The sequence below is a fragment of the Streptomyces sp. SCL15-4 genome (assembly GCF_033366695.1).
In the GTDB taxonomy this organism is placed as follows: Bacteria; Actinomycetota; Actinomycetes; order Streptomycetales; family Streptomycetaceae; genus Streptomyces.
Genome location: NZ_JAOBTQ010000001.1, coordinates 4,841,370 through 4,861,571 on the forward strand (window position 1 = coordinate 4,841,370; position 20,202 = coordinate 4,861,571).

Here is a 20,202-nt window from a genome sequence, read left to right on the forward strand (position 1 = left end):
GGAGTACCGCATCTCGACCCGCTGACCCAGGGCTGGCCCCAGCGTCACCCTGCCGGGTCCTCCTCCGCGTGCACGGTGATCGCCGCCTGCACCGCCTCGGCCGCCGTCCGCCAGGCCCTGCGCTGCCCTTCGTACTCCTCGCCGTCCAGGCCGGCCATCTTCGCGCGCTGCTCCTCGGCGGCACGCTCCAGTGCGATCAGATCATCGGGTAGGTCCACGGCGTGGATCTTAGGCCCGGGCGTGACGAAGCCCCCGTCTCGGCGCGCGTGACGGGGGCTGACGGGGTGCGGAGGCTAGTCCTCCCAGCTCATCTCAGGTACGGCGGGCAGCCCGGCGGCCTCCCGGCGGGCCATCTCGCGGCGTACGGCGTTGGCCGACTCCTCGCTGAGCCCGGCGAACTGGCGGCCGAGGAGGGTGTCGTGGTGCGCGTCCGGCTCCTCGTCGCTCTCGAAGGTGGTGGCGGTGTCGTGGGTCATGGCGATCTCCTTCGGTCGGGGTTTCGATGACTACGAGCCGTGGTGGCTACTGGCCACTGGTGGCGCCTACTGGATAGAAGGTGGCCAAACCTGATGCCTACGGCCGCCACTCTTCGCGGTAGCCGGGCCGGCCCGCGTAGGACCGGGCCATCTCCCAGACGGTCTGCGTGGCGAAGTGCACGAGCATCGGGTTCGCGGCGAGCATCGCTTCCTGGCAGCGGATCAGCGTGCGCCGCTTGGCGTCGATCTCGCCCAGCACCCGGCGCGGGTCGTACTCAGCGACGTGCGCACCGAGACCGGCCGGCACATCGGGGATGAGGTCGTAGCCACGCGCCGAGACCACCTTGCCGCCCGTCGGGTCCTCCGGCTGGTAGACCCAGTCCAGGTTCACCTTGCCGAGCGAGTCGTCGGCCGCGCGGGCGATCCGCTCATCTCGGTCGAGCTGTTCGCCGAGCCACCGCACCAGCTCATCCATCCGACGCCTCCGTGGCCCGGGGCCGGTTCTGGCCCGACCCCTTGTAGCCCCGCAGCAGGTCCTGCACCGTGCTCGGCGTCACCCCGAGCCGCCGCGCGATACCCCGCACCGACTCCCCCTCCTCATCGCGCAACCGGTGCGCCAGCTGAGCGCGTTCCGCAGCCCACCGAGCCGCCCGTTCCCGGGTCGCCGCCGTGATCTGAACCTGCGCCCGCGAGCGCTCCTCCGGATCAGCGATGCGTTCTACCGCGTCAAGAGCGTCGAACACCCGCCGCACCTCCTCGTCTGACACGCCCGCACCTTCCTGAATCGGCGGGCCTCCCCAGAGCGCTGTATGGTGACCGCACATCTAGTGTATGGTCACCATACAGTGCGGGAGTTGAGACCCGCGCCGCACAACAACAAGACCCCCGGCCGGAGTTGCAGCTCCACATGGCCGGGGGCGGACCCACCCACAACCGCGACGAAGGAGCAGGTCCGCCATGGAGCGTACCGACCAGCCCGAGCAGCAGCCCACCCCACCGCAACCCCAGCCCAGCCGGATCATCGCCGAGCCCGCCACCGTCCAGGCGTGCCAGCAGGACTACGCCCAGGCCGCCGACGTCCGCGAGCGCCTCGGCTGGAAGGCCCACGCATGATGCGCGCCCTCTGCATCTTCGCCATGGCCTGGCCGCTGATCCTCGGCGCCTTCCTCCTCGGCCGCCACCTCCACTGACCCACCAGACCGCCGGCCCCCGCACCCCAACCAACCCCGTCCGCGGGGGCCGGCCCCCTGCTCCCGGAGGAGCACCGTGAAGACCCGCACCATCGAGCGGACCCGCCTCGTCCCCCTCACCGTCGACGGCCAGACGGAGATGGTCCTCGACCGCGAGAAGATCGAGGTCCCCGCACCGCCCCGCGACTGGGACCAGCTCATCCGCACAGCCGTCACCCTCGGCGCCGGCCTCCTCGTCACCGTCTCCCTCACCTGGACCACCGCCTCCATCGGCGCCCTCCTGGCCATGTCCGTCGTCGCGGCCGTCGCCTACGGGGCCGCGGTCGCCTTCGACGCCGCATGGATCATGTGCATGGGCGTCGAGTGGCTGCTGCGCTACGACCCCGATCGCGCCGCGCTGCCCCGCCGCGTCGGGCACGTCGCCCTGCTGATCTCGATGGGCGCCGTCTTCGCCGACGGCTACCTCGTCACAGAGCAGTGGGTAGTCGGCGCCGTCGGCGCGCTCGTCTCCGCGCTCGCCAAGGGCGGCTGGACCATCGCCATGCGCGTCCACGCCCGGCCGCTCGACCCACTCACCCAGCAGTGGGTGGCCAAGCGCCGCGCCGCAGTCGACGGGCAGCTCGCCATGATCCCGATCCGGCGCGAACTCCAGCGCGGCCAGGCCCTCGTGGAGGCCGAGCAGCGCAGCCTCGCCGGAGCCACGGAGGAGAACGGATCCGCGGATCCGGAGCCCTCCGGAGTTCCGGAAGGTGCCTCGGAGGATCCGGAAGCCACGGTCAGCCCGATCCGGTCCGGCCGCGTGACCACGCAGGAAGCCGTCCGGAATGCCTGGGACTCCGGAATCCGGGAGCCGGAAGCAGTCCTCCGGACCGTCCGGAAGGCCACCGGCAAGGACGTGCCGCAGAGCAGCGTCGACCGCTACCTCCGCGCCCTCAAGGTCGGCGCCTGATGGCCGCGCAGCCGTCGCCCGGCGGTGACGAGCTGCGCGCCCGCCACCACCTTCGCCGCCTCGGCGCCCGCCCCATCGGCCACCAGGAGCCCACCGTGTCGATTCCCGAGCCCCGCCGCCCGGTCACGCCCACCCGCGTTATCCCCGCCGGCGCCCCGCTGCCGCCGCGCCCGCCCGAGCCCGGCGAGGCCCCGCCGTGGCGCACCCCGCCCCCGCCCCCGCCCGTCGTCACCAGCCCGCCCCCGGCCGCACCACCGCCTCCACCGCCCGCCGAAGTCGTCCTCCACCGCCACGTTCACGAGGTCATCCTCGTCCCCGTGGAGGATGAGCGCCCGCCGCGCCTGTGGGAGCGGCTGTGGGACGCCTTGGTCACCTGGCGCATGCTCGTCGCGCTCCTCGCCGCCCTCGTGCCGTGGGTTGTCGGCCGGAGCCCGGTCGGAATCTGGGCGCATACGCTGCACCAACTCCGCACGGAAGGCGGCATCCTCGCCGCCTACGTCGTGGCCGGCGTCGCGCTCGCCGCCGCCTGGGCCCTGGACCGGCGTACCGGCCGGGCCGTACCCCGAGCCCTTCTCGTCACCGCCATGCTCGGCGCCTTCGGCGTCTTCAGCTGGTGGGACCCGTTCCAGTTCCTCACCGGAGTCCACCGATGACCAGCACCACCACCCTCACCCTCGGCGGCCTGCTCGTCGCCCTGCTCATCCTGCTCGCCAACCTCCACCCTTGGTGGAAGGGCGGCCGAGAGATGAAGCAACTGGCTCCGTTCGGCAAGGGTTTTGGCGCCGCTGCGTGCGCCGCGGCCTGCCCGGGCGGGCTCCTCGGCTGGACCCACACCCACACCGGAACCGCCGCCAACGGCGCAGGAGCGCGCACCAGCGTCGCAACCAGCGGCACAACGTCGGGCAGTGGCCTCACCACCGGCCAGCTCGTCGGGCTCGGCATGACCGGCGCGGTCATCGCGGTCTTGGCCGTCTTCCTCGTCGTCCTGGAGTACAAGGCAGCGGCGAAGAAGGACAGGCGCAGGATACTCGGTGGAGCGTTCGTGGGCAGCAACTTCCTGCTGACCGCGGGGGTGGCCGGCATGCTGGCGTGGTTGCCGGGCGCGCTGAACGGCGCCGGGGACGCGGTCGTCGCCGCCTTCCGGGGAGCGGGTGTCCTGTGAGCCGTCTCGCCCGCCCCGCCGAGCGACTCGCCACCGGCTCCGTCACCGTCACCCGCCGCCTCGGTCGGCGCGCTGCCGCCTGGGTCAAGCGTGGCTACCGGTACGACCTGACCGGCTTCGCCGCCGTCATCGGCTGCTGGGTCCGCGCCGCCCTGCTCGTCCTCGGCCTGTACCTGCTGTGGCGTCTGGTCCGCGCGGCGCCCACCCTGCTGTGGCTCCTATGCGGTGCCTGGGTGGTCGCCGCCTGGCGCGCCAGCAAGTCCCCCTCCGAACCGGCCGCCGACACCCCCGTGGAGCTGGACGCAAGCGCGGTCCGGACCATGCTGCTGGACCTCATGGGAGAGGGCGACGCAGTGCACCTGCGCACGGTCCTCGCCCACCTCCACGGGCTGGACCTCGCGAGGGGCTGGACGGTGAGTGACCTGAGGGTGCGTCTGGAGGCACTGGGGATCACCGTCCATCCCAAGGTGAAGGTGGCCGGCAGTAAGAGCCCCACGCGGGGCGTCCGGAGGGCGGATCTGCGGGTCGATCCGACCCTCTCCCGGCGGGCCACCACTGAGACGTCTACCGAGGCATCTACCGCCGCCTGACCTGCGCGTCTACCGGCTCATCTACCGCGACCTACCGCCCGTCTACGTGCCCGTCTACCTCTGGAATGCCTCATGCCTACGCGCTACGCCTACATGATCACCCGCCTGGACACCGGCCGCAGGATGAGCAGCGGAACGCTCGTCCTCATCGGTGACGACACGGCCAAGCTCGCCGACTCCCTGCTCACGCAGAACCGCGTCGAGCACTCCTACTACGCCGGATCGCGACGCTGCTCGGTCTGGCCGCAACCGGCCGACGTGCCGATGCCGGACACCGCTCCCGTCACGGCCGAGCACTACGACGGCTGACGCCACATGCCCCGGGGCGGCCGTCCGCCTGGCAGCTAGCCGGCCGCCCCGGTCCCATCCCAACCACGAGATAGGACCGCCATCATGGCCTTCCGCCGATCGATCTCCCAAGATGAACTGCGCGCACGGCTGTCCCCCGAGCAGCGGGCCCAGCACGAGACGACGTACCAGGCGTCCCGCGGCGGGCACTTCCCCACCCCGCCGAAGCCGATCCCCGGAACGCCGAAGACGGAGCAGAACCGATGATCACCACCTGCCACGCCACCCGCGAGGGCACCGCCGAGGAAGGCACCGTGGGCGCCGCCGTGATGATCCGGACCGGGTAGCCGGACATCTCACCTTCGGACCGATCCGTGTCGGCCCCGCCGTCCCCCTCGTGGCGGCGGGGCCGACGCATCTGCACGGACCTCAACCGCACTTGACGTTCCGGCGATCATGCCGCACCATGGCTCGCAGATCTGGCATGCCCGGAAACAGGAGCACCAGATCCGGCATCATGGCCCCTCAGCCACCGTCCTAGGGGGGACATGAACACCCGCATCACCGCAGCCGCCGTCAGCGCCGCCGCGCTCCTCGCCCTCACCGCCTGCTCCAGCAGCGACGACAGCGCGAAGAACGACGCGAAGCCGAAGCCGTCAGCCACTGCACACGACCTCACCCAGCAGCAGAAGGACGAGATCGCCCGGAAGGCCGGCATGCCGCCCAGGCCGACCGGAGAGACGCGACAGCAGCTCCTTGACGCGCTGAAGCAGACTGCGCCCGACGTGGTCCGGTACGAGGACAAGGCCGTCGACGCCGCCCGTAACCAGTGCTCCGCGATCAACGGCGAGGGCGTGAAGCGGATCGACTGGCTGGCCGCGCAGCGGTTCACGTACAAGGACGTCACCACCACCGAAACGCAAGGCAAGCAGATCAACGCAACGCTGAAGCGCATCGGGTTCTGCAAGGTCTGACCACCGGCACCACACAGGCCCGGCCCAGCGAGGCCGGGCCTTCGCATGCTCCGAGGAGGTGGCCGTGCCCACTCCGCCGCGCAAGAACGGCCTCCGCAAGGACCAACGGCCCGTCACCGAGGCCGACTACGACGAGGTCCGCCGCCTCCACGCTCAGGGCCTCGGCCGCAACGCCATTGCCCGCGAGATGGGCCGCGGCCCCCGCACCGTCTCCGTCATCGCCGCCGAGCTGGGCCTCGTCTTCGACGTCACAATGACCGAGGAAGCCACTCGACACCGCGTCGCCCAGCTCGCCGCACTGCGCGCCGAGACCGCCATCGACCTCCACCTGGACGCCCTCAAGCTCACCCAGTCCATGTGGGAGCCCGCCGTCATCTACAACTTCGGTGGCAAGGACAACAACTACAACTCCAGGCACGTCGATGAACCGCCTGCGATGGACAAGAAGAACCTCATGGCTGCGGCCGGCATCGCCTTGGAGAAGTCGCTGAAGCTCGTACCGCCGGCCGAGGACTCCGGCGCCGAGGACGCGCGCTCGATGCTTGGCCAGCTGATGGTCGGCCTGAAGGCGGCGTACAACCTCGCCGTCGCCGAGGAGGCCGGCGGCGAGGAGGCGGAGGGTGAGTCTCCTTGATGCGCTGCCGCTATCCCGGAAGCAGATCATCTCGGTGGTCGAGGCGACGGCGCGCATCAACGCATGGGAGGGCTCGGTCCGGTCCGGGAAGACGATCGCCTCGCTGATCTGCTGGCTCGCGTTCGTCGCGGACGCCCCGGCCGGCGGCGAGCTGGTGATGGTGGGCCGCACCCGCGACTCGCTGTACCGCAACGTGATCCAGCCGCTCACGAACCCGGAGATCTTCGGAAGTCTCGCGAAGCAGATCAAGTACAACCCGGGCGCGCCGATCGCGCACATCATGGGCCGCATCGTGCACGTCCTTGGGGCGAACGATGCGAAGGCCGAGCCGAAGGTCCGGGGTATGACCTGCTCGGGCGCCTACGTGGACGAGGCGACGACGCTGCCGAAGACGTTCTTCGACCAGCTCCTCGCTCGCTGCTCCGTCCGCGGTGCGCGGCTCTACACGACGACGAACCCGGACAACCCCGCGCACTGGTTCCGCAAGGAGTACCTGAAGCGGCCGGCCGAGACCGGGCTGCGGTCGTGGCACTTCACCCTGGACGACAACCCGTACCTCGACCCGCAGTACGTCGCCTTCCTGAAGACCACGTACACCGGCCTGTTCTACCGGCGGAACATCCTCGGGCACTGGGTGCAGGCCGAGGGCGCCATCTACGAGGCGTTCGACCCGGAGCGACACGTCACCGCGGACATCCCTCGGATCGACCGCTGGCTGTGCGACGCCATCGACTACGGCACGACCAACCCGTACGCTGACCTGCTGCTCGGCATCGGAGCCGACCAACGGCTGTACGTGGTGTCGGAATACCGGTGGGACTCCCGGGCTCAGCGGCGCAAGATGACCGACGCCGAGTACAGCCTGGCGCGGCGCCGGTGGCTGGCCGCAGTTCCGCAGCCGACCACGAACGTGCTGGGTGTGCAGCCGGAGTGGACGATCGTTGACCCGTCGGCCGCGTCGTATATCGAGCAGCTGCACCGCGATGGCGTGTCAGGGGTGACGGCGGCTGACAACTCGGTTGTGGACGGGATCCGCACGGTGTCCTCGCTGTTCGCTGGCGATCGGCTGCGCATCCACCCGTCGGCCACCGGCCTGATCGAGGAGATCCCGGGCTACTCCTGGGACGACGACGCGGCGGAGAAGGGCGAGGACAAGCCCATCAAGCAGGACGACCACAGCTGTGACGCGCTCCGATACGGGGTGCGGACGACGGAGGCCCTGTGGCGCCCGTACCTGCCGACCCAACTGGAGGTGGCCGCATGACCGGGCCGATCGTGCGCCTGCCCGTCTACCTCCAGGTCGGCAGCACCGCCGAGCCCTGCCTGGCCGGGTGGGTGGAATTCGAAGTAGGCAAGGACACGGAGACTTCGATCAGGCCGGCCGTGGCCGCGCTGCTGCGCGAGGCTGCCGACGGACTGGACAGCCTGCCCACGGACGACGAGGAGGTGCCGGATGCCGCTGCCCACGGGTGACACGGTCTGGCCGCCGCCGTACCTCGCCCCGGCCCTGGACGCCATGCACACCTGGGACACCTGGTGGTCCGGCGACCCCGACCGCCTGGAGCAGCTCTACGGCGGCAGCAGCGGCGGCGCCCCCGACCCCAAGCGCCTCCAGTACGCCGGCGGTGTTGTCGGCCGGATCGCCCGCTGGTGGTGGGGCACGCCGATCGCACCTGGGGAGCGCCGGACCAAGCTCCACGTGCCGATCGCCGGGGACCTGTGCGGCGGCAGCGCCGACCTGTTGTTCTCCGAGCCGCCAACGGTGGCCGTGGACGACGAGACCACCCAGACCCGCTTGGACCAGCTGACGGACGACGGCATGCTCGCCACCCTCCAGACCGCCGCCGAGATCGGCGCCGCGCTCGGGGGCGTGTACCTCCGCCCGGTCTACGACACCGACATCGCAGACCGGCCGTGGATTGACGCCGTCCACGGTGACCGCGGCATCCCCGAGTTCCGGTGGGGCCGGCTCGCCGCCGTGACCTTCTGGAAGGTCGTCGGCGAGGAAGACGGACAGGTCTGGCGACACCTGGAGCGCCACGAGCGGGGCGTGATCCTGCACGGCCTGTACCAGGGCACCGAGGACCGTCTCGGCCGGCCAGTACCGCTGGAGGACAACCCGGCCACCGCCGGCTTCGCCACCGCCATCAACGAGGAGGGCGCGATCCCCACGGGATACACCGGCCTCGACGTCGCCTACATCCCGAACCAGGCGTCCCGCCGGTGGCGGTCGAAACCCCGCCTTCAGGATCTGGGCCGCAGCGACCTCGACGGCGTCGAGCCGCTCATGGACGCTCTGGACGAGACCTACTCCAGCTGGATGCGGGACATCCGCCTCGGCAAGGGCCGCGTCATCACACCGAACGCCTACCTCCAGTCCAACGGGCCCGGCCGCGGCGCCTCATGGTCGCCCGACCGAGAGGTGTATGCCGGGCTGGACATGCTGGCCCGGGCCGACGCCAGCAACCAGCTCACCGCGGTCCAGTTCGCCATCCGCGTGCAGGAGCACCGGGACACGGCCGAGGATCTGGTGAACCAGATCCTCCGCAGCGCCGGCTACTCGGGCCAGACGTTCGGCATCGGCGGGGACGTCGCGGTGACGGCCACCGAGGTGACCGCGCGGGAGCGCCGGTCGATGACGACGCGCGGCAGGAAGGTCTTGCGCTGGCGGCCGGCGCTGGCCCACGTGATCGAGGCGCTGCTGGCCGTCGACCAGACCGTCTTCAACAGCCGCGTCGTGCCGCAGCGGCCGACGGTTGAGTTCGCCGACAGCGTCCAGGAAGATCCGCTGTCGCTGGCGAACACGGCGGAGGTGCTGCGCCGGGCGCAGGCCGCGTCCACGGACACGCTGGTGCGGATGGTCAACCCGGAGTGGGACGACGCGCAGGTGGCCGCCGAGGTGGAGCGCATCCAGCAGGAGAACGGCATCGCGGTGCCGGACCCGATGCAGACCGGCGCGCTGCCATAGGGGGTGATCGGCCGTGCCCGTCTCCCCGGCCATGGCCGAAGACCTCGCCGCAGCGGTCGCCGACCTGTACGAAGCCGCCGAGGGCGTCCTCATCGAGCGAGTCCGGCAGGCCCTGGCGGCGGGCATCGACTCGCCCGCCTGGGTCCAGATGAAGCTGGCCGCGGTCGGCAACCTCCAGACCGCGATCGAAGCGGTCATCACCGCGCTCCAGGCCGACGCCGCCGGCGCGATCCACCAAGCCGTCGCGGAGGCGTACGACCGCGGGCAGCAGGCGGCCGTCGCCGAACTGGGCGCCCTGCCTCCCGGCCGAGTGCTCGCCGTGGCAGAGGCCGTCCCGACCGCCCCGGTCGTGGACCGGCTCGCCCGCGCCGCCGTGGCCGACACCGGCGCCGTCCACCTGCGAATCCTGCGGACCACGCTCGACACCTACCGGGACGTGATCACCCACGCCGCCGCGGCCCCGGCCCTGGGCGTGCAGACCCGCCGGCAGGCCGCGCAGTCCGCGCTCGATGCCTTCGCGAGCCGGGGCGTCACCGGGTTCATCGACCGCTCCGGCCGGGCGTGGGACATGCGCTCGTACACCGAGATGGCGATGCGGTCGGTCCTGGGCCGGGCCGCGATCGAGGCGCACACGGACCGACTCGGCGCGGCCGGGGTGGACCTGGTGATCGTGTCACAGGCCCCGGAGGAGTGCCCGGTGTGCCGGCCGTGGGAGCGGCAGATCCTCGCCCGGACCGGCGCGCCGGGCGCGCGCGAGGTCCGGATGGAACACGCCGTGGAGGACGGCCGCACGGTCAGGGTGCGGGTGGCCGGGTCGCTGCCGCAAGCGCGGGCGGCCGGACTGATGCACCCGAACTGCCGCCATAGCGTGAGCGCCTACCTCCCGGGCGTATCACGGGTCCCGGAGGCGCAGCCGTCGCGCGGCACGTACGAGGACACCCAGCGGCAGCGGTACCTGGAGCGGCAGATCCGGAAGTGGAAGCGGCTGGAGACCGCTGCCCTGGACGATGCCCGGCGTACGGCCGCGCGGGCGCGGGTGCGTGCGTATCAGGGGCGGGTGCGTGAGCTGGTCACGGAGACGGGCCTGCCGCGCAAGAGCCACCGAGAACAGCTCACGACGAGTCGCTAGATGGGGCGGAAGCGTCCCGGTCCTTCCGCCTTCTTCTGCGCGGCGACCCTCTCCACCTCGCGCTCCAAGCTCGGCAGCACGTTCTTCAGCGCCTCGTGCCAGGTGTTGTGACGGGCGTAGTTGGCAACGGCAGCTCCGCATACGCGGCATTCGGTCAGCTTGTCGCTCATGATCCCTCCCTCTGCTGGGAGCCCAACCGTACTTCCCACCTCGGACAGCCGGGGCGGGTGGCCCGCCGGGTGCGGGCCGGATCGCACAACCCCCGCCAGGCGCGGGGCAGAACACCCCCGACGCGCACCAGGAGTGCACGCATGCAGAAGCGAACCCTCCCCAGGCTCCAGCTCGCCGGTGGCGGCTGGGCGCACCCCTACGCCACGGGCCCTTTCGCCCCGTACCTGTACGCCGACGGCGGGGACGGAGACGACTCCGGATCCGACAGCGGCGACAGCGGTGACGACGACGGCACCCACGAGGACCAGGACGGCGACGCCGGCGGGACCGGTGATGACGACACCTCGGACGGCGACGCGGGCAAGGTCGACGGCAAGCCGAAGCCGAAGCCGCCAGCGAAGAAGGACGAGGACCCGGCCGCCGAGCTGGAGCGGCTCCGTAAGGAGCTGAAGCAGGCGAACGCCGACGCCGCGAAGGCCCGCACCACGGCGAAGAAGAACGCCGCCGAGGAGGCCAAGGCCGAACTCGTCCAGCAGATGGGCCGCGCTCTCGGCCTGATCAAGGACGACAAGGACGAGGCACCCGACCCGGCGAAGCTGACGGCGGAGATCGAGCGCTCCACTGCGGCACACCGGGAGACGGCGATCGAGCTGGCCGTGTACCGCAGCGCAGGCAAGCACGGCGCGGATCCCGAGGCGCTCACCGACAGCCGCGCCTTCCTGGCGTCGATCAAGGATCTCGACCCGTCCGATGAGGGGTTCGCGAAGGCCGTGTCCGCCGCCATCAAGGCCGCGGTCGCCGACAACCCCAAGCTCAAGGCGCAGGGCCAGGCGCCCCCGCGCAGCAACGGCGACTTCTCCGGCAGCTCTGAGAAGCCCAAGGACAAGAACAGCATCGAGGCGCAACGCGAGGCGTACCGCAAGGGACGCCGCTGAGCCTCCGACCCGATGGGAGGCCCTTGTGGCCAACACCTTCCTCACCCCCGAACAGATCGCCACGAGGGCGCTCGCCACCCTGTACGAGACGACCACCATGGCGCAGCTCGTCCACAGGGACTTCGAGCCGGACTTCCAGGGCCGGCAGGGCGACACCATCACGGTGCGCAAGCCCGCGGTGTTCACCGCGACCGAGTTCAACCGGGCGACCGGCATCGTCACGCAGAACGCGACCGAGACCGGCTTCCCCGTCACGCTGAACCACTTCGCGGACGTCTCGGTGCCGGTGACGACCGAGCAGCTCACCCTGGAGATCAACGACTTCGGCGTCCAGCTGCTTGACCCGATGATGAAGGCGATCGCGGAGAAGATCGACCGCGACCTCCTCGCCCTGCGCGACGACATCACCCAGGAAGTGGGTGCGGTCACCGAGAACGCGGACGGCGAGAACCACAACTACGGCGGCGAGTACCCGTGGTCCGACTCCCGCGTCCTCATCGAGGCCGGCGCCGTCCTCGACACCAAGAACGTCCCGCAGGACGAGCGGCGTGTCGTCGTGGGCCCGCGTACCAAGGCCCGGTGGATGGCGGAGAAGATCTGGCGCGCGGCGAACGAGCGCGGCTCCACGGTGGGGCTCACGCAGGCGCAGTTCGGCGCCGACGCCAGCGGCTTCACCCCGTACATGTCGCAGAACATCGCGGGCCCGGCGGCGTCCCCGGCCGCCGGCCAGCCGACCACCGAGGTGGATCTCGCTTTCCACCGCACCGCGTTCGCCCTCGTCACGCGGACGCTGGAGGTCCCCCCGGGCGCCCAGGACGCGACGATCATGGACTTCGAGGGGTTCGCCCTCCGCGTCGTCTACGACTACGACATCAAGTACAAGCAGAGCATCGTCAGCATCGACTGCCTGTACGGGACCAAGACCCTCGACGCCAACCGCGCCGTCCTGATCAAGGGAGCTGACGCCGCATGATCCGCTACCGGAACGAGAACACCGGCGACGTGGTCGAGCGCGACGCCGAGGACGCCCGTCTGGAGGCGCTGCCGAACTGGACCCGCCTCCGCGACGACGAGACGCCCGGCCCAGTCCGCCCCGACGGCGTCCTGTCCCGGCCGCAGGCCTCCCCGGGTACCGCGCCGACGGACCCGGACAGCCCCCGCGCGCGCGAGCAGGCGGAGGCCGAGGAGCAGCAGGAGGACGCCGGGGACCCGCCCGCCAAGAACGCGAACAAGGACGTGTGGATCGACTACGCGCTCAAGCGGGCCGTGTCCGACGAGGAGCGGGAGGAGATCCCGCAGCTGACGAAGGAGCTGCTCATCGCCAAGTACGGCGAGGAGGCGTAGCAGATGCCGCTCTCCAGTACCCTCGCCGTCTCCGCGGTTACCGAGCTGTCAGCTGACTCCGGGCTGGGCACCGCCCGCGTCCCGGCCGGGCTGTCCCGGGCGGTGACGCTCGCCTCCGGAACCGGCGCCGGCCAGGCCGACAGGGTCTACACCGCGCGCCGGACCATCGCCGCGTCCGGGTCGGAGGATCTCGACCTTGCGGGCGCACTCCTCGACGCCCTCGGCGGCACGATCACCTTCGCCCGGATCAAGGGCCTGGTCATCGCGGCGGCACCCGGGAACACGAACAGCGTCGTCATCGGCAACGCCTCCTCCAACGCCTGGGCCCCGCTGCTGACCGCCACCGGCACCATCACTCTGCGCCCGGGCGCCGTCCTCGCCGTGGTCGCCGGCGGAGCCGACGCCACGGCGTACGCGGTGACCGGGTCGACGGGCGACATCCTCAAGGTCGCCAACTCCGGTGGCGGGTCCGCGGTGACGTACGACATCTGCATCGTCGGCGCGTCCGCCTGACCATCCCGGCACCCCCGAGAGGAGGCCGTATGGCGCGCGTGTACGCGACGGTGGAGGAGTACGCGGCCTACCCCGGGGCGCCGCCGGCCACGTCCCAGACGCCCGGCCTGCTGCTGCGGGCGTCGCGGATGCTGGAGCGGCTGGTCCTGCGGTACTGCCAGTACGACGTCGACCCGGCTGGCCTGCCTACCCACCCGCTGGTGGTCGCCGCGCTCCGGGACGCGGTCTGCGCCCAGGCGGCCTGGTGGGATCAGGTCGGTGATCCGTCCGGCGCGGACGCGGTCGGCTGGGGCTCGGTCGCGATCGGCTCGGTGCAGCTGGGCCGGTCGGTGACCGCGGTCACCGGGGAGGACGCCCCGGCCCGGCAGCTGGCACCTGAGGTGTGGGACGCGCTGGGGGACCCGGCGCTCACGCCGGACATCTTCCGGATAGGCGCGGTGACGTGCTGATTCCGCGCGTGCTCCTGCGGCACCAGATCACCATCGAGCCGTACCTCGGCGACACCAGCAAGGGCCCCAAGTACGGGCCGGCCACGACCGTGCGCTGCTTCCTGGACGAGCAGACCCGCAGTGTGCGGAGCCCGGGCGGTGAGGACGTCACCTCGACGTCGACCGCGTACGCCGACCCGGGTACAGCCGCGCCCACGCTCTCGCGGGTGACGCTCCCCGGCGGCCGGGTCACCAGGGTGATCCAGACCAAGCAGCGTGACGGCGGCGGCCTGCCCACCCCGGACCACGTGGAGATCCAACTCGAATAGCGGGAGGCCACCGTGCCGCAGGGCTTCCGACTCAGCTTCAACGGCGGACCCGCGGCACGGGCGCTCCGCGAGAGCGCCGCCCGCGGGCTGTTCCTCGCCGCCGAGTACGTCCTCGGCGAGGCGGACCAGGTCGTGCCGCTGGACGAGGCCGCGCTCCAGCGGTCCGGGACGGCGTCCGTCGATGCGCCGTCGCTGACCGCGATGGTCAGCTACGACACCCCCTACGCGGTCCGCCAGCATGAGCAGCTGGACCTGCGGCACGCGCCGGGCCGGACCGCGAAGTACCTGGAGACGCCCCTCAACGCCGCCCGCCAGGAGGTGGCCGCGCTCATCGCCGCCGAGATCCGGCGGGCCCTGCGGTGAGCACCCACGATGTCGACCTCCTGACCGGGATCGCCGTCCTCCTGGCCGCCGAGGGCGTCGGCGTCTACTCGCCCGACGATGTCCTGCCGGCCGACGGCACGGGCATCGTCCTCGGCCGGGTCCCGGACGGGCCGGACAGGGTGATCGGGCTGACGCCCTACCCGGTGGCCGACGACGACACCACCGACGCGATCACCGGGATCCAGGCACGCATCCGCGCGGGCACGGACCCGGCCGACGTGGTCCAGCTCGCTGACGACGTGTTCGCCGCGCTGCACAACCGCCGGCACTACGAGGCCGGCGGCGTCCATGTGGCGCTGTCGTGGCGGCAGTCGCAGGCGTGGATCGGCCAGGACGAGCGGGGCCGCCTGGAACTGAGCAGCAATTACTACTTCCGGACGACCAGGTCCGGGCCCTACCTGATCGACTAGGAGGACGCCCATGTCCACCCCCACACCCACCACGGCTCTCGCCCGCCGCTGGCGGCTCCAGATCGACATGAGCGCCGACCAGGACGGCACCGACTGGCAGACCGTCTTCGGGGTCACCGACTTCAAGCCGCCCATGCCGGACCCGAACATCGAGGACAGCTCGGACTACGAGTCGGCCGGCTGGAACGGCAACACCAAGACGGCCCAGGAATGGGAGCTGACCGTAACGATCAACCGTAAAATCAACGACAAGACCAAGACCTACCACCCCACGCACGAGAAGCTGCGGGTGGCTGCCTACTCGTTCGGTTCCGCCTCCATGGCCCACCTGCGCTGGTTCGACCGGGACGGGCTGCCGGAGGCGTACGAGGGCACTGGCGTAGTCAAGTGGGAGTACTCCGGCGGCGAGCACACGGCGCTGGACCAGGTGGAGATCACGGTCACCGGCGACGGCGAACTGAAGCTCATCGACAACCCGGTCGCGGCGTGAGCGGCGGCAGCAGCGAGCTTGAGCCCCTCGACTTCGAGGCCCTCGACCGCTTCCTGGAGGACCACCTGGAGTTGCCCGTCCCGGGACGCGACGGGAAGATGCGCGTCTACCGCATCGAGGATCCGTCAGCCGAGGACGGAATCCGCGTCGAGCGGATCACGACGCTCGCGGCCCGGCTCGCCGCCGGGGGGAAGGCCCCGGACGCGCCGGTCCTCGGCGACACCGAGGAACTGGACCTCTACCGGATGTGCCTCGGCAGTGCATACGAGCGGATGAAGACGGAGCTGGGCTGGAGCGCCTTCAAGCACTGCGCGCTCACCGCCATGTTCTGGATCACCACAGACCGTGAGACCGCTGCCCAGTACTGGAAGACGGGCCAGATGGGAAAAGCACCGAATCGGGCGGCCCGTCGGCAGGCGTCGCGCGGCTCCTCGGCGTCGGCTGCGGCGAGTACGACCCCGTCACAGGCCTCCATGAGTGGTACGAGGGCGGCATCCCCGCGGCGAAGCAGGGGCCGAAAGGGTCGGCCGCAGACCTGACCTGGGACCGCCTCCTCGCCCAGTGGGCTCTGATCGAGGCCGACCTCCACGAGATCTACGGCATCGACGTGGAGGCGGGCATCCTCCAGCAGCGCACCTGGCGCTGGCTCCAGGTCCGTATCCTCGGTCTGCTCTCCACCGAGTCCCGCCTCGCGCGGTACGTCGCGCCTCCCCCTGACGATCCGCAACCTGCCAGGAGGTGAGCCGCTGTGGCGCTGACCGTCGGTGAGCTGAATGCCATTCTCAGCGTGGACGACCGCGCGGTGGAGCCGGCGCTCCGCCGCGCCGAGCAGGCGCTGCGGCAGACCGGCCAGCAGATGGCCAGTGACGCCGAGCGCGCCGGACAGCAGGGCGGCGAGCAGCTCGGGGGCGGCTACGTCCGCGGCGCTGATAGCCAGTGGCGCGACATGCGCGGAAACCTCGTGGACGCCGTCACAGCAGCCGCACTTGAGGCGGAAGCGCGAGCCCGCCGCGGCGGTCAGGACGCCGGGGAGGCACTCGGCGACGGTCTGGTCGACGGCGCGGAGGAAGGCGGAGCCGAAGCCGCGGATGCTGCCGGGACGGGACTGTCCAAGCTGAAGACGCTAGCCCTGGGCGTAGGGGCGGCCGCCGGCGCGGTCCTCATGGACGCCTTCGGGCAGGCCATGGAGCAGGGGCAGATCACCGCGGTGATGGGCGCTCAGCTCGGCGCCACGGGACCGCAGGCCGCCCGGTACGGCAAGGTGGCGGGCGCCCTCTTCAAGGACGCCGTCGTGGCCGACTTCCAAGAGGGCGCGGACACCATCAAGGCCATCGCGTCGGCTGGCCTGTTCAAGCCGGACGCGACGATCCAGCAGATGCAGTCCATCGCCACGAACGCATCCGACGTGGCGAAGCTCCTCGAAGTGGACGTCTCGCAGGCCGCGAACGCTGCGGCCACGATGATCCGCAACAAGCTGGCGCCGAACGCCACCGCCGCGTTCGACTTGCTCGTGGCCGGCTCGCGCGGCCTGGGTGCCGCCAGCGAGGATCTGCTGGAGACGTTCACCGAGTACGCGCCCGTCTTCAAGGCCGCCGGTATCTCCGGCCAGACCGCGATGGGCCTGATCCGGCAGGGCATCCAGGGTGGCTGGGGCAAGGACACCGACAAGATCGCCGACGCCTTCAAGGAACTGAGTTTGCGTCTGGTCGACGGCTCGAAGACGACGTCGGACGCGCTGAAGTCGATCGGCCTGGACGCCGGGCAAGTCGGCACGGACATGGCCGCCGGCGGGAAGCGCGGCGAGAAGGCCATGGACCAGGTTCTCGACGCGATCCGGAAGGTCGGGCCCGGCACGGACACGGCCAAGCAGGCTGTGCAGAACCTGTTCGGCGGCCCGGGCGAGGATCTTGGCGCGGCCCTTTTCTCCCTGAACGTGGGCGCTGCGGCCAAGGCGATGGACGGTGCGAAGGGCAGCGCGGACAGGCTCGGCGACGGGATGCGCGACAACGCAGCATCCAAGGTCACCGCGTTCCGGAACTCCCTCCAGCAGGGGGTGGTGGACTTCCTTGGCACCACCGTGATCCCCGGCTTCATGAACTTTTACAGCTTCCTCCAGCAGCACCAGGGGGAGGTGAAGGCCGCGGCGGCGGTGATCGCCGCTGTGCTCGTGCCGGTGCTCGTCACCCTCGGCGTGCAGGCGCTGATCGCCGGCGGCCGGATGGCCGCAGCCTGGGTGATGGCGCTCGGCCCGATCGGCTGGGTCGGCCTGGCGATCGGCGCGCTCGTCGTGCTGGTGATCAGCTACTGGGACCAGATCAAGGGCGCTACGGTCGCCGCCTGGGACTGGATCAGCGGCAAGGTGGACGAGGCGAAGAACGCCGTCATCGCCTCGATCTCGCTGCTGGGCCAGATCCCGGGCATGGTGAGCACCTACTTCGGGCAGGCCCGGACGTGGGCGGTCACGCATCTCGTGGCGCTGATCTCGTGGGTGTCTGGGCTGCCCGGTCGGCTGCTCAGCGCTCTGGCCGGGCTCGCTGGGAGCCTGGTCGGAGTGTCCAGTGCTGCCTGGCAGGCATTCAAGACGGCAGCAGCGACCAAGGCGGTCGAGTTCATCACGTGGGTGCAGGGGCTGCCCCAGCGCACGGCATCGGCCATCGGGGACCTGTCGGGTTTGCTGGTGTCCAAGGGCGTCGCCATCGTCCAGGGCTTGTGGTCCGGCATCCAGTCCATGGGCGGCTGGCTCCGGGACCAGATCGTCGGCTGGGCCAAGGACGCGATCCCCGGCCCGATCGCGGACGCTCTGGGCATCCACAGCCCGAGCCGTGTCACCAAGGCACAGGGCCAGTGGATCGCGCGCGGTCTGATCGAGGGCCTGACCGGGTCGACAAAGCAGGTCAAGGCGGCGTCGGCGAAGTTGGCCGACATCATCGCCGACGCGCTGCGCCCGGGGAAGGCCCGTTCGCGGGCGCTCGGCACGGTGTCGGCCGGCACGAAGCAGCTGCTGAAGCTCGCGTCGCAGGAGGAGCAGGTCGCCGCGCGGCTGAAGGACGCGCAGAAGAAGCTGTCCGGCCAGATCGCCGCCCGCGACAAGCTGGCGTCGGACGTGAAGAAGGGCATCCTCGACTCCGGCGCGATCACCGGGCAGAGCGGTAGCCAGAGTCCTGAAGGGATCCTGGCGCGCCTCCAGCGTGACCGGAAGGCCGCCGAGGCGTTCGCGAAGCACCTCGCGGCGCTGAAGAAGCGGGGCGTCCGCGCGGACCTGCTGTCGCAGATCGCCCAGGCCGGCGTGGACCAGGGCGGCGCCGTCGCAGCGTCGCTCGCCTCGGCCACCCCGGCGCAGATCAAGGCGATCAACGCCGAGCAGGCCAAGCTCGCGTCGGCCGCCGGGAGCGCAGGGAACGCCGCGGCGGACGCTATGTACGGGGCGGGCATCCGCGCCGGGCAGGGCCTCGTGGACGGCCTGAAGAAGCAGCAGCGCTCGATCGAGGCGCAGATGCTGCGGATCGCCAAGGGGATGTCGAAGAGCATCCGGAAGGCGCTCGGGATCAAGTCGCCTTCGCGGGTGATGGCCCGGGTCGGTGCGTACACGGCGGAGGGTCTGCGCCGGGGCATCGAGTCCGGCCGCAAGGCCGTCAACCGGTCGATGGCCAGCCTCGTGGACACGCCGACGCCCACCCAGGTGGCCGTCAACACGGCGGCCGGGGCCACCCCGCGCCGGGTGGTGAACCAGACCACGAACACCACCTACAACCTCCAGCACAGGTCCATGACGATCCGCGACCTGGAGACGCTCCAGCGCCGCCAGGACGCACTCGCGCGAGTGGGGAGGCCCCGGTAGATGCCGCTCATCACAGCGCCGGTCGTCACCCCGCCGGACACCGGGCAACCCCCGGCCGGGGGCGGCGGCATCGTCCTGCCGGACCTCGGGCGGGCCGTGGTCACCTACTACGACCCGGCCGGCGGGGTGTGGCCGCTGACCACGCGCTCCCTCGGATGGAAGACCCTGGCCGAGGGCGTCTCGGGGCTCGGCGCGGTGCCGTACGAGCTGACTACCGACCAGCGGGCGCGCGGCGGCGCCACCCTGCGGCACGTCCAGGCGCAGCCCCGGCAGATCGTGTGGCCGATCCAGGTCCGCGGCGACACTCACATGCAGTTCATCGAGCGCTGGCGCGCGCTGGCGACCGCGTGGACCCGGACGCTCCGGGACGGGCCCGGCGTGCTGGAGATCGCCCGCCCGGACGGCTCCCGCCGGCAGATCGAGGTCATATACCAGGAGGGCTGGGAGGGCCGCGGCACGGCGGGGTCCGGGTGGATCGTGGACACCGCGGTCATGACGCTGTTCTGCGAGGACCCGTACTGGATCGACCCGGTGCCGGTAGTGGTGCACCGCGAGCAGGCCGCCAGCGGCAGTTTCTTCGCGCCCTTCCCGACCGTGTCGTCCTCCCAGGTGCTGGGCGCGACCACGGTCACGGTCCCGGGCGACGTCGCCGTGTGGCCGACCTGGACGGTCACCGGCCCCGCGTCGCTGGTCACCTTCTCAGTGAGCCGGACGACCCGCTCGGGCCCGGTCACCGAATCCTTCGTCCTCGACCCGACGGCCGTCGGGCACGGTGCCCTCCTCCCCGGCGAGCAGGTCACCGTCCGCACGGACCCGCCGCAGGTGCGCTACCTGGACGGCTCTCCGGACGGCGTGAACTGGATCGGCGCGCTGAACTGGCCGGCCGCCACGCTGTGGAGCTTGCAGCCCGGCGACAACGCCGTGACTTTCACCCTGGCAGGCAGCGGCCCGGGGTCGGCCGTGGACCTCTCCTTCTATCCGCGGTACGAGACCGCCTAAG

The 20,202-nt window shown here is 71.3% G+C and carries 31 protein-coding genes; 26 read left to right on the forward strand and 5 right to left on the reverse strand.

Features of this window, described 5'->3' with window-relative positions; translation table 11 throughout:
• Positions 1 to 44 precede the first annotated feature (44 nt).
• The 4 genes from SCK26_RS21510 to SCK26_RS21525 all read right to left on the reverse strand — a co-directional run bounded on the left by SCK26_RS21510 (position 45) and on the right by SCK26_RS21525 (position 1,243).
• Entirely contained in the window at positions 45 to 218 is a 174-nt protein-coding gene (locus SCK26_RS21510) for a hypothetical protein (RefSeq protein ID WP_318202940.1), read from the reverse strand.
• Between the two features lie 75 nt (positions 219 to 293).
• Entirely contained in the window at positions 294 to 476 is a 183-nt protein-coding gene (locus SCK26_RS21515) for a hypothetical protein (RefSeq protein ID WP_318202941.1), read from the reverse strand.
• Positions 477 to 573: 97 nt separating this feature from the next.
• Positions 574 to 951, reverse strand: coding sequence for a DUF6221 family protein (locus SCK26_RS21520; RefSeq protein WP_318202942.1), 378 nt, complete (start codon positions 949 to 951; stop codon positions 574 to 576).
• Positions 944 to 1,243 (reverse strand): helix-turn-helix domain-containing protein, encoded by a 300-nt coding sequence (locus SCK26_RS21525; RefSeq protein WP_318202943.1) that lies wholly within the window; start codon positions 1,241 to 1,243, stop codon positions 944 to 946. The genes SCK26_RS21520 and SCK26_RS21525 overlap by 8 nt, the downstream gene beginning before the upstream one ends.
• A gap of 190 nt (positions 1,244 to 1,433) precedes the next feature.
• Here SCK26_RS21525 and SCK26_RS21530 point away from each other — a divergent pair, with 190 nt between their 5' ends.
• The 13 genes from SCK26_RS21530 (at position 1,434) to SCK26_RS21590 (ending at position 10,360) form a co-directional block, all read left to right on the forward strand.
• Positions 1,434 to 1,589, forward strand: coding sequence for a hypothetical protein (locus SCK26_RS21530; protein ID WP_318202944.1), 156 nt, complete (start codon positions 1,434 to 1,436; stop codon positions 1,587 to 1,589).
• 153 nt (positions 1,590 to 1,742) lie between these two features.
• Positions 1,743 to 2,615, forward strand: a complete 873-nt coding sequence (locus SCK26_RS21535; RefSeq protein ID WP_318202945.1) for a protein transporter Sec31 — start codon at positions 1,743 to 1,745, stop codon at positions 2,613 to 2,615.
• The gene (locus SCK26_RS21540) at positions 2,615 to 3,268 is read left to right on the forward strand and encodes a hypothetical protein (protein ID WP_318202946.1); all 654 of its coding nucleotides are present in this window, start codon (positions 2,615 to 2,617) and stop codon (positions 3,266 to 3,268) included. Before SCK26_RS21535 ends, SCK26_RS21540 begins: the two co-directional genes overlap by 1 nt.
• Positions 3,265 to 3,777 (forward strand): hypothetical protein, encoded by a 513-nt coding sequence (locus SCK26_RS21545; protein WP_318202947.1) that lies wholly within the window; start codon positions 3,265 to 3,267, stop codon positions 3,775 to 3,777. Before SCK26_RS21540 ends, SCK26_RS21545 begins: the two co-directional genes overlap by 4 nt.
• Positions 3,774 to 4,367 carry a hypothetical protein gene (locus tag SCK26_RS21550; RefSeq protein ID WP_318202948.1) on the forward strand — a complete coding sequence of 198 codons (594 nt, stop codon included), beginning with the start codon at positions 3,774 to 3,776 and terminating at the stop codon, positions 4,365 to 4,367. The genes SCK26_RS21545 and SCK26_RS21550 overlap by 4 nt, the downstream gene beginning before the upstream one ends.
• Positions 4,368 to 4,439: 72 nt before the next feature.
• Complete coding sequence (locus tag SCK26_RS21555) at positions 4,440 to 4,676, forward strand: hypothetical protein (RefSeq protein ID WP_318202949.1); 237 nt, start codon at positions 4,440 to 4,442, stop codon at positions 4,674 to 4,676.
• An 84-nt stretch (positions 4,677 to 4,760) separates the two neighbouring features.
• Entirely contained in the window at positions 4,761 to 4,922 is a 162-nt protein-coding gene (locus tag SCK26_RS21560; RefSeq protein ID WP_318202950.1) for a hypothetical protein, read from the forward strand.
• Positions 4,923 to 5,203: 281 nt separating this feature from the next.
• Positions 5,204 to 5,629 carry a hypothetical protein gene (locus tag SCK26_RS21565; protein ID WP_318202951.1) on the forward strand — a complete coding sequence of 142 codons (426 nt, stop codon included), beginning with the start codon at positions 5,204 to 5,206 and terminating at the stop codon, positions 5,627 to 5,629.
• 64 nt (positions 5,630 to 5,693) lie between these two features.
• The gene (locus SCK26_RS21570; RefSeq protein WP_318202952.1) at positions 5,694 to 6,263 is read left to right on the forward strand and encodes a hypothetical protein; all 570 of its coding nucleotides are present in this window, start codon (positions 5,694 to 5,696) and stop codon (positions 6,261 to 6,263) included.
• Complete coding sequence (locus tag SCK26_RS21575) at positions 6,250 to 7,527, forward strand: PBSX family phage terminase large subunit (RefSeq protein ID WP_318202953.1); 1,278 nt, start codon at positions 6,250 to 6,252, stop codon at positions 7,525 to 7,527. The genes SCK26_RS21570 and SCK26_RS21575 overlap by 14 nt, the downstream gene beginning before the upstream one ends.
• Positions 7,524 to 7,736: a hypothetical protein gene (locus tag SCK26_RS21580; protein ID WP_318202954.1), complete on the forward strand. Its 213-nt coding sequence runs from the start codon at positions 7,524 to 7,526 to the stop codon at positions 7,734 to 7,736. The genes SCK26_RS21575 and SCK26_RS21580 overlap by 4 nt, the downstream gene beginning before the upstream one ends.
• Positions 7,717 to 9,231, forward strand: coding sequence for a phage portal protein (locus tag SCK26_RS21585; protein ID WP_318202955.1), 1,515 nt, complete (start codon positions 7,717 to 7,719; stop codon positions 9,229 to 9,231). The genes SCK26_RS21580 and SCK26_RS21585 overlap by 20 nt, the downstream gene beginning before the upstream one ends.
• 13 nt (positions 9,232 to 9,244) lie before the next feature.
• Entirely contained in the window at positions 9,245 to 10,360 is a 1,116-nt protein-coding gene (locus tag SCK26_RS21590) for a phage minor capsid protein (protein ID WP_318202956.1), read from the forward strand.
• Here the strand turns inward: SCK26_RS21590 and SCK26_RS21595 are convergent.
• On the reverse strand, positions 10,357 to 10,530 hold the full coding sequence (locus SCK26_RS21595; RefSeq protein WP_318202957.1) for a hypothetical protein: 174 nt from the start codon (positions 10,528 to 10,530) through the stop codon (positions 10,357 to 10,359). The two genes, SCK26_RS21590 and SCK26_RS21595, sit on opposite strands and share 4 nt — an antisense overlap.
• Before the next feature lie 141 nt (positions 10,531 to 10,671).
• Between SCK26_RS21595 and SCK26_RS21600 the strand changes: the two genes are divergently transcribed.
• The 13 genes from SCK26_RS21600 to SCK26_RS21660 all read left to right on the forward strand — a co-directional run bounded on the left by SCK26_RS21600 (position 10,672) and on the right by SCK26_RS21660 (position 20,201).
• The gene (locus SCK26_RS21600) at positions 10,672 to 11,466 is read left to right on the forward strand and encodes a hypothetical protein (RefSeq protein WP_318202958.1); all 795 of its coding nucleotides are present in this window, start codon (positions 10,672 to 10,674) and stop codon (positions 11,464 to 11,466) included.
• 25 nt (positions 11,467 to 11,491) lie between these two features.
• Complete coding sequence (locus SCK26_RS21605; RefSeq protein WP_318202959.1) at positions 11,492 to 12,439, forward strand: P22 phage major capsid protein family protein; 948 nt, start codon at positions 11,492 to 11,494, stop codon at positions 12,437 to 12,439.
• On the forward strand, positions 12,436 to 12,810 hold the full coding sequence (locus SCK26_RS21610) for a hypothetical protein (RefSeq protein ID WP_318202960.1): 375 nt from the start codon (positions 12,436 to 12,438) through the stop codon (positions 12,808 to 12,810). Before SCK26_RS21605 ends, SCK26_RS21610 begins: the two co-directional genes overlap by 4 nt.
• 3 nt (positions 12,811 to 12,813) lie before the next feature.
• Positions 12,814 to 13,323 carry a hypothetical protein gene (locus SCK26_RS21615; protein WP_318202961.1) on the forward strand — a complete coding sequence of 170 codons (510 nt, stop codon included), beginning with the start codon at positions 12,814 to 12,816 and terminating at the stop codon, positions 13,321 to 13,323.
• Between the two features lie 29 nt (positions 13,324 to 13,352).
• Positions 13,353 to 13,772: a hypothetical protein gene (locus SCK26_RS21620; RefSeq protein ID WP_318202962.1), complete on the forward strand. Its 420-nt coding sequence runs from the start codon at positions 13,353 to 13,355 to the stop codon at positions 13,770 to 13,772.
• A complete protein-coding gene (locus SCK26_RS21625; protein WP_318202963.1) occupies positions 13,766 to 14,080 on the forward strand; it encodes a hypothetical protein in 315 nt (104 codons plus the stop codon). The genes SCK26_RS21620 and SCK26_RS21625 overlap by 7 nt, the downstream gene beginning before the upstream one ends.
• Before the next feature lie 12 nt (positions 14,081 to 14,092).
• Complete coding sequence (locus SCK26_RS21630; RefSeq protein ID WP_318202964.1) at positions 14,093 to 14,443, forward strand: hypothetical protein; 351 nt, start codon at positions 14,093 to 14,095, stop codon at positions 14,441 to 14,443.
• A complete protein-coding gene (locus tag SCK26_RS21635) occupies positions 14,440 to 14,874 on the forward strand; it encodes a minor capsid protein (protein ID WP_318202965.1) in 435 nt (144 codons plus the stop codon). The genes SCK26_RS21630 and SCK26_RS21635 overlap by 4 nt, the downstream gene beginning before the upstream one ends.
• 10 nt (positions 14,875 to 14,884) lie before the next feature.
• A complete protein-coding gene (locus SCK26_RS21640) occupies positions 14,885 to 15,364 on the forward strand; it encodes a phage tail tube protein (protein ID WP_318202966.1) in 480 nt (159 codons plus the stop codon).
• On the forward strand, positions 15,361 to 15,903 hold the full coding sequence (locus SCK26_RS21645) for a hypothetical protein (protein ID WP_318202967.1): 543 nt from the start codon (positions 15,361 to 15,363) through the stop codon (positions 15,901 to 15,903). Before SCK26_RS21640 ends, SCK26_RS21645 begins: the two co-directional genes overlap by 4 nt.
• A gap of 68 nt (positions 15,904 to 15,971) precedes the next feature.
• Positions 15,972 to 16,106, forward strand: coding sequence for a hypothetical protein (locus SCK26_RS21650; RefSeq protein WP_318202968.1), 135 nt, complete (start codon positions 15,972 to 15,974; stop codon positions 16,104 to 16,106).
• A 6-nt stretch (positions 16,107 to 16,112) separates the two neighbouring features.
• Positions 16,113 to 19,202 (forward strand): phage tail tape measure protein, encoded by a 3,090-nt coding sequence (locus SCK26_RS21655; RefSeq protein ID WP_318202969.1) that lies wholly within the window; start codon positions 16,113 to 16,115, stop codon positions 19,200 to 19,202.
• Positions 19,203 to 20,201, forward strand: coding sequence for a phage tail protein (locus SCK26_RS21660; protein WP_318202970.1), 999 nt, complete (start codon positions 19,203 to 19,205; stop codon positions 20,199 to 20,201).
• Position 20,202: the final 1 nt, after the last annotated feature.

Bases quoted from the DNA above. Each gene is read 5' to 3' on its own strand.
- SCK26_RS21515 (WP_318202941.1), bottom strand. From the start codon at position 476: ATGACCCACGACACCGCCACCACCTTCGAGAGCGACGAGGAGCCGGAC.
- SCK26_RS21520 (WP_318202942.1), bottom strand. From the start codon at position 951: ATGGATGAGCTGGTGCGGTGGCTCGGCGAACAGCTCGACCGAGATGAG.
- SCK26_RS21530 (WP_318202944.1), top strand. From the start codon at position 1,434: ATGGAGCGTACCGACCAGCCCGAGCAGCAGCCCACCCCACCGCAACCC.
- SCK26_RS21540 (WP_318202946.1), top strand. From the start codon at position 2,615: ATGGCCGCGCAGCCGTCGCCCGGCGGTGACGAGCTGCGCGCCCGCCAC.
- SCK26_RS21545 (WP_318202947.1), top strand. From the start codon at position 3,265: ATGACCAGCACCACCACCCTCACCCTCGGCGGCCTGCTCGTCGCCCTG.
- SCK26_RS21555 (WP_318202949.1), top strand. From the start codon at position 4,440: ATGCCTACGCGCTACGCCTACATGATCACCCGCCTGGACACCGGCCGC.
- SCK26_RS21560 (WP_318202950.1), top strand. From the start codon at position 4,761: ATGGCCTTCCGCCGATCGATCTCCCAAGATGAACTGCGCGCACGGCTG.
- SCK26_RS21565 (WP_318202951.1), top strand. From the start codon at position 5,204: ATGAACACCCGCATCACCGCAGCCGCCGTCAGCGCCGCCGCGCTCCTC.
- SCK26_RS21580 (WP_318202954.1), top strand. From the start codon at position 7,524: ATGACCGGGCCGATCGTGCGCCTGCCCGTCTACCTCCAGGTCGGCAGC.
- SCK26_RS21585 (WP_318202955.1), top strand. From the start codon at position 7,717: ATGCCGCTGCCCACGGGTGACACGGTCTGGCCGCCGCCGTACCTCGCC.
- SCK26_RS21595 (WP_318202957.1), bottom strand. From the start codon at position 10,530: ATGAGCGACAAGCTGACCGAATGCCGCGTATGCGGAGCTGCCGTTGCC.
- SCK26_RS21600 (WP_318202958.1), top strand. From the start codon at position 10,672: ATGCAGAAGCGAACCCTCCCCAGGCTCCAGCTCGCCGGTGGCGGCTGG.
- SCK26_RS21610 (WP_318202960.1), top strand. From the start codon at position 12,436: ATGATCCGCTACCGGAACGAGAACACCGGCGACGTGGTCGAGCGCGAC.
- SCK26_RS21615 (WP_318202961.1), top strand. From the start codon at position 12,814: ATGCCGCTCTCCAGTACCCTCGCCGTCTCCGCGGTTACCGAGCTGTCA.
- SCK26_RS21620 (WP_318202962.1), top strand. From the start codon at position 13,353: ATGGCGCGCGTGTACGCGACGGTGGAGGAGTACGCGGCCTACCCCGGG.
- SCK26_RS21640 (WP_318202966.1), top strand. From the start codon at position 14,885: ATGTCCACCCCCACACCCACCACGGCTCTCGCCCGCCGCTGGCGGCTC.
- SCK26_RS21660 (WP_318202970.1), top strand. From the start codon at position 19,203: ATGCCGCTCATCACAGCGCCGGTCGTCACCCCGCCGGACACCGGGCAA.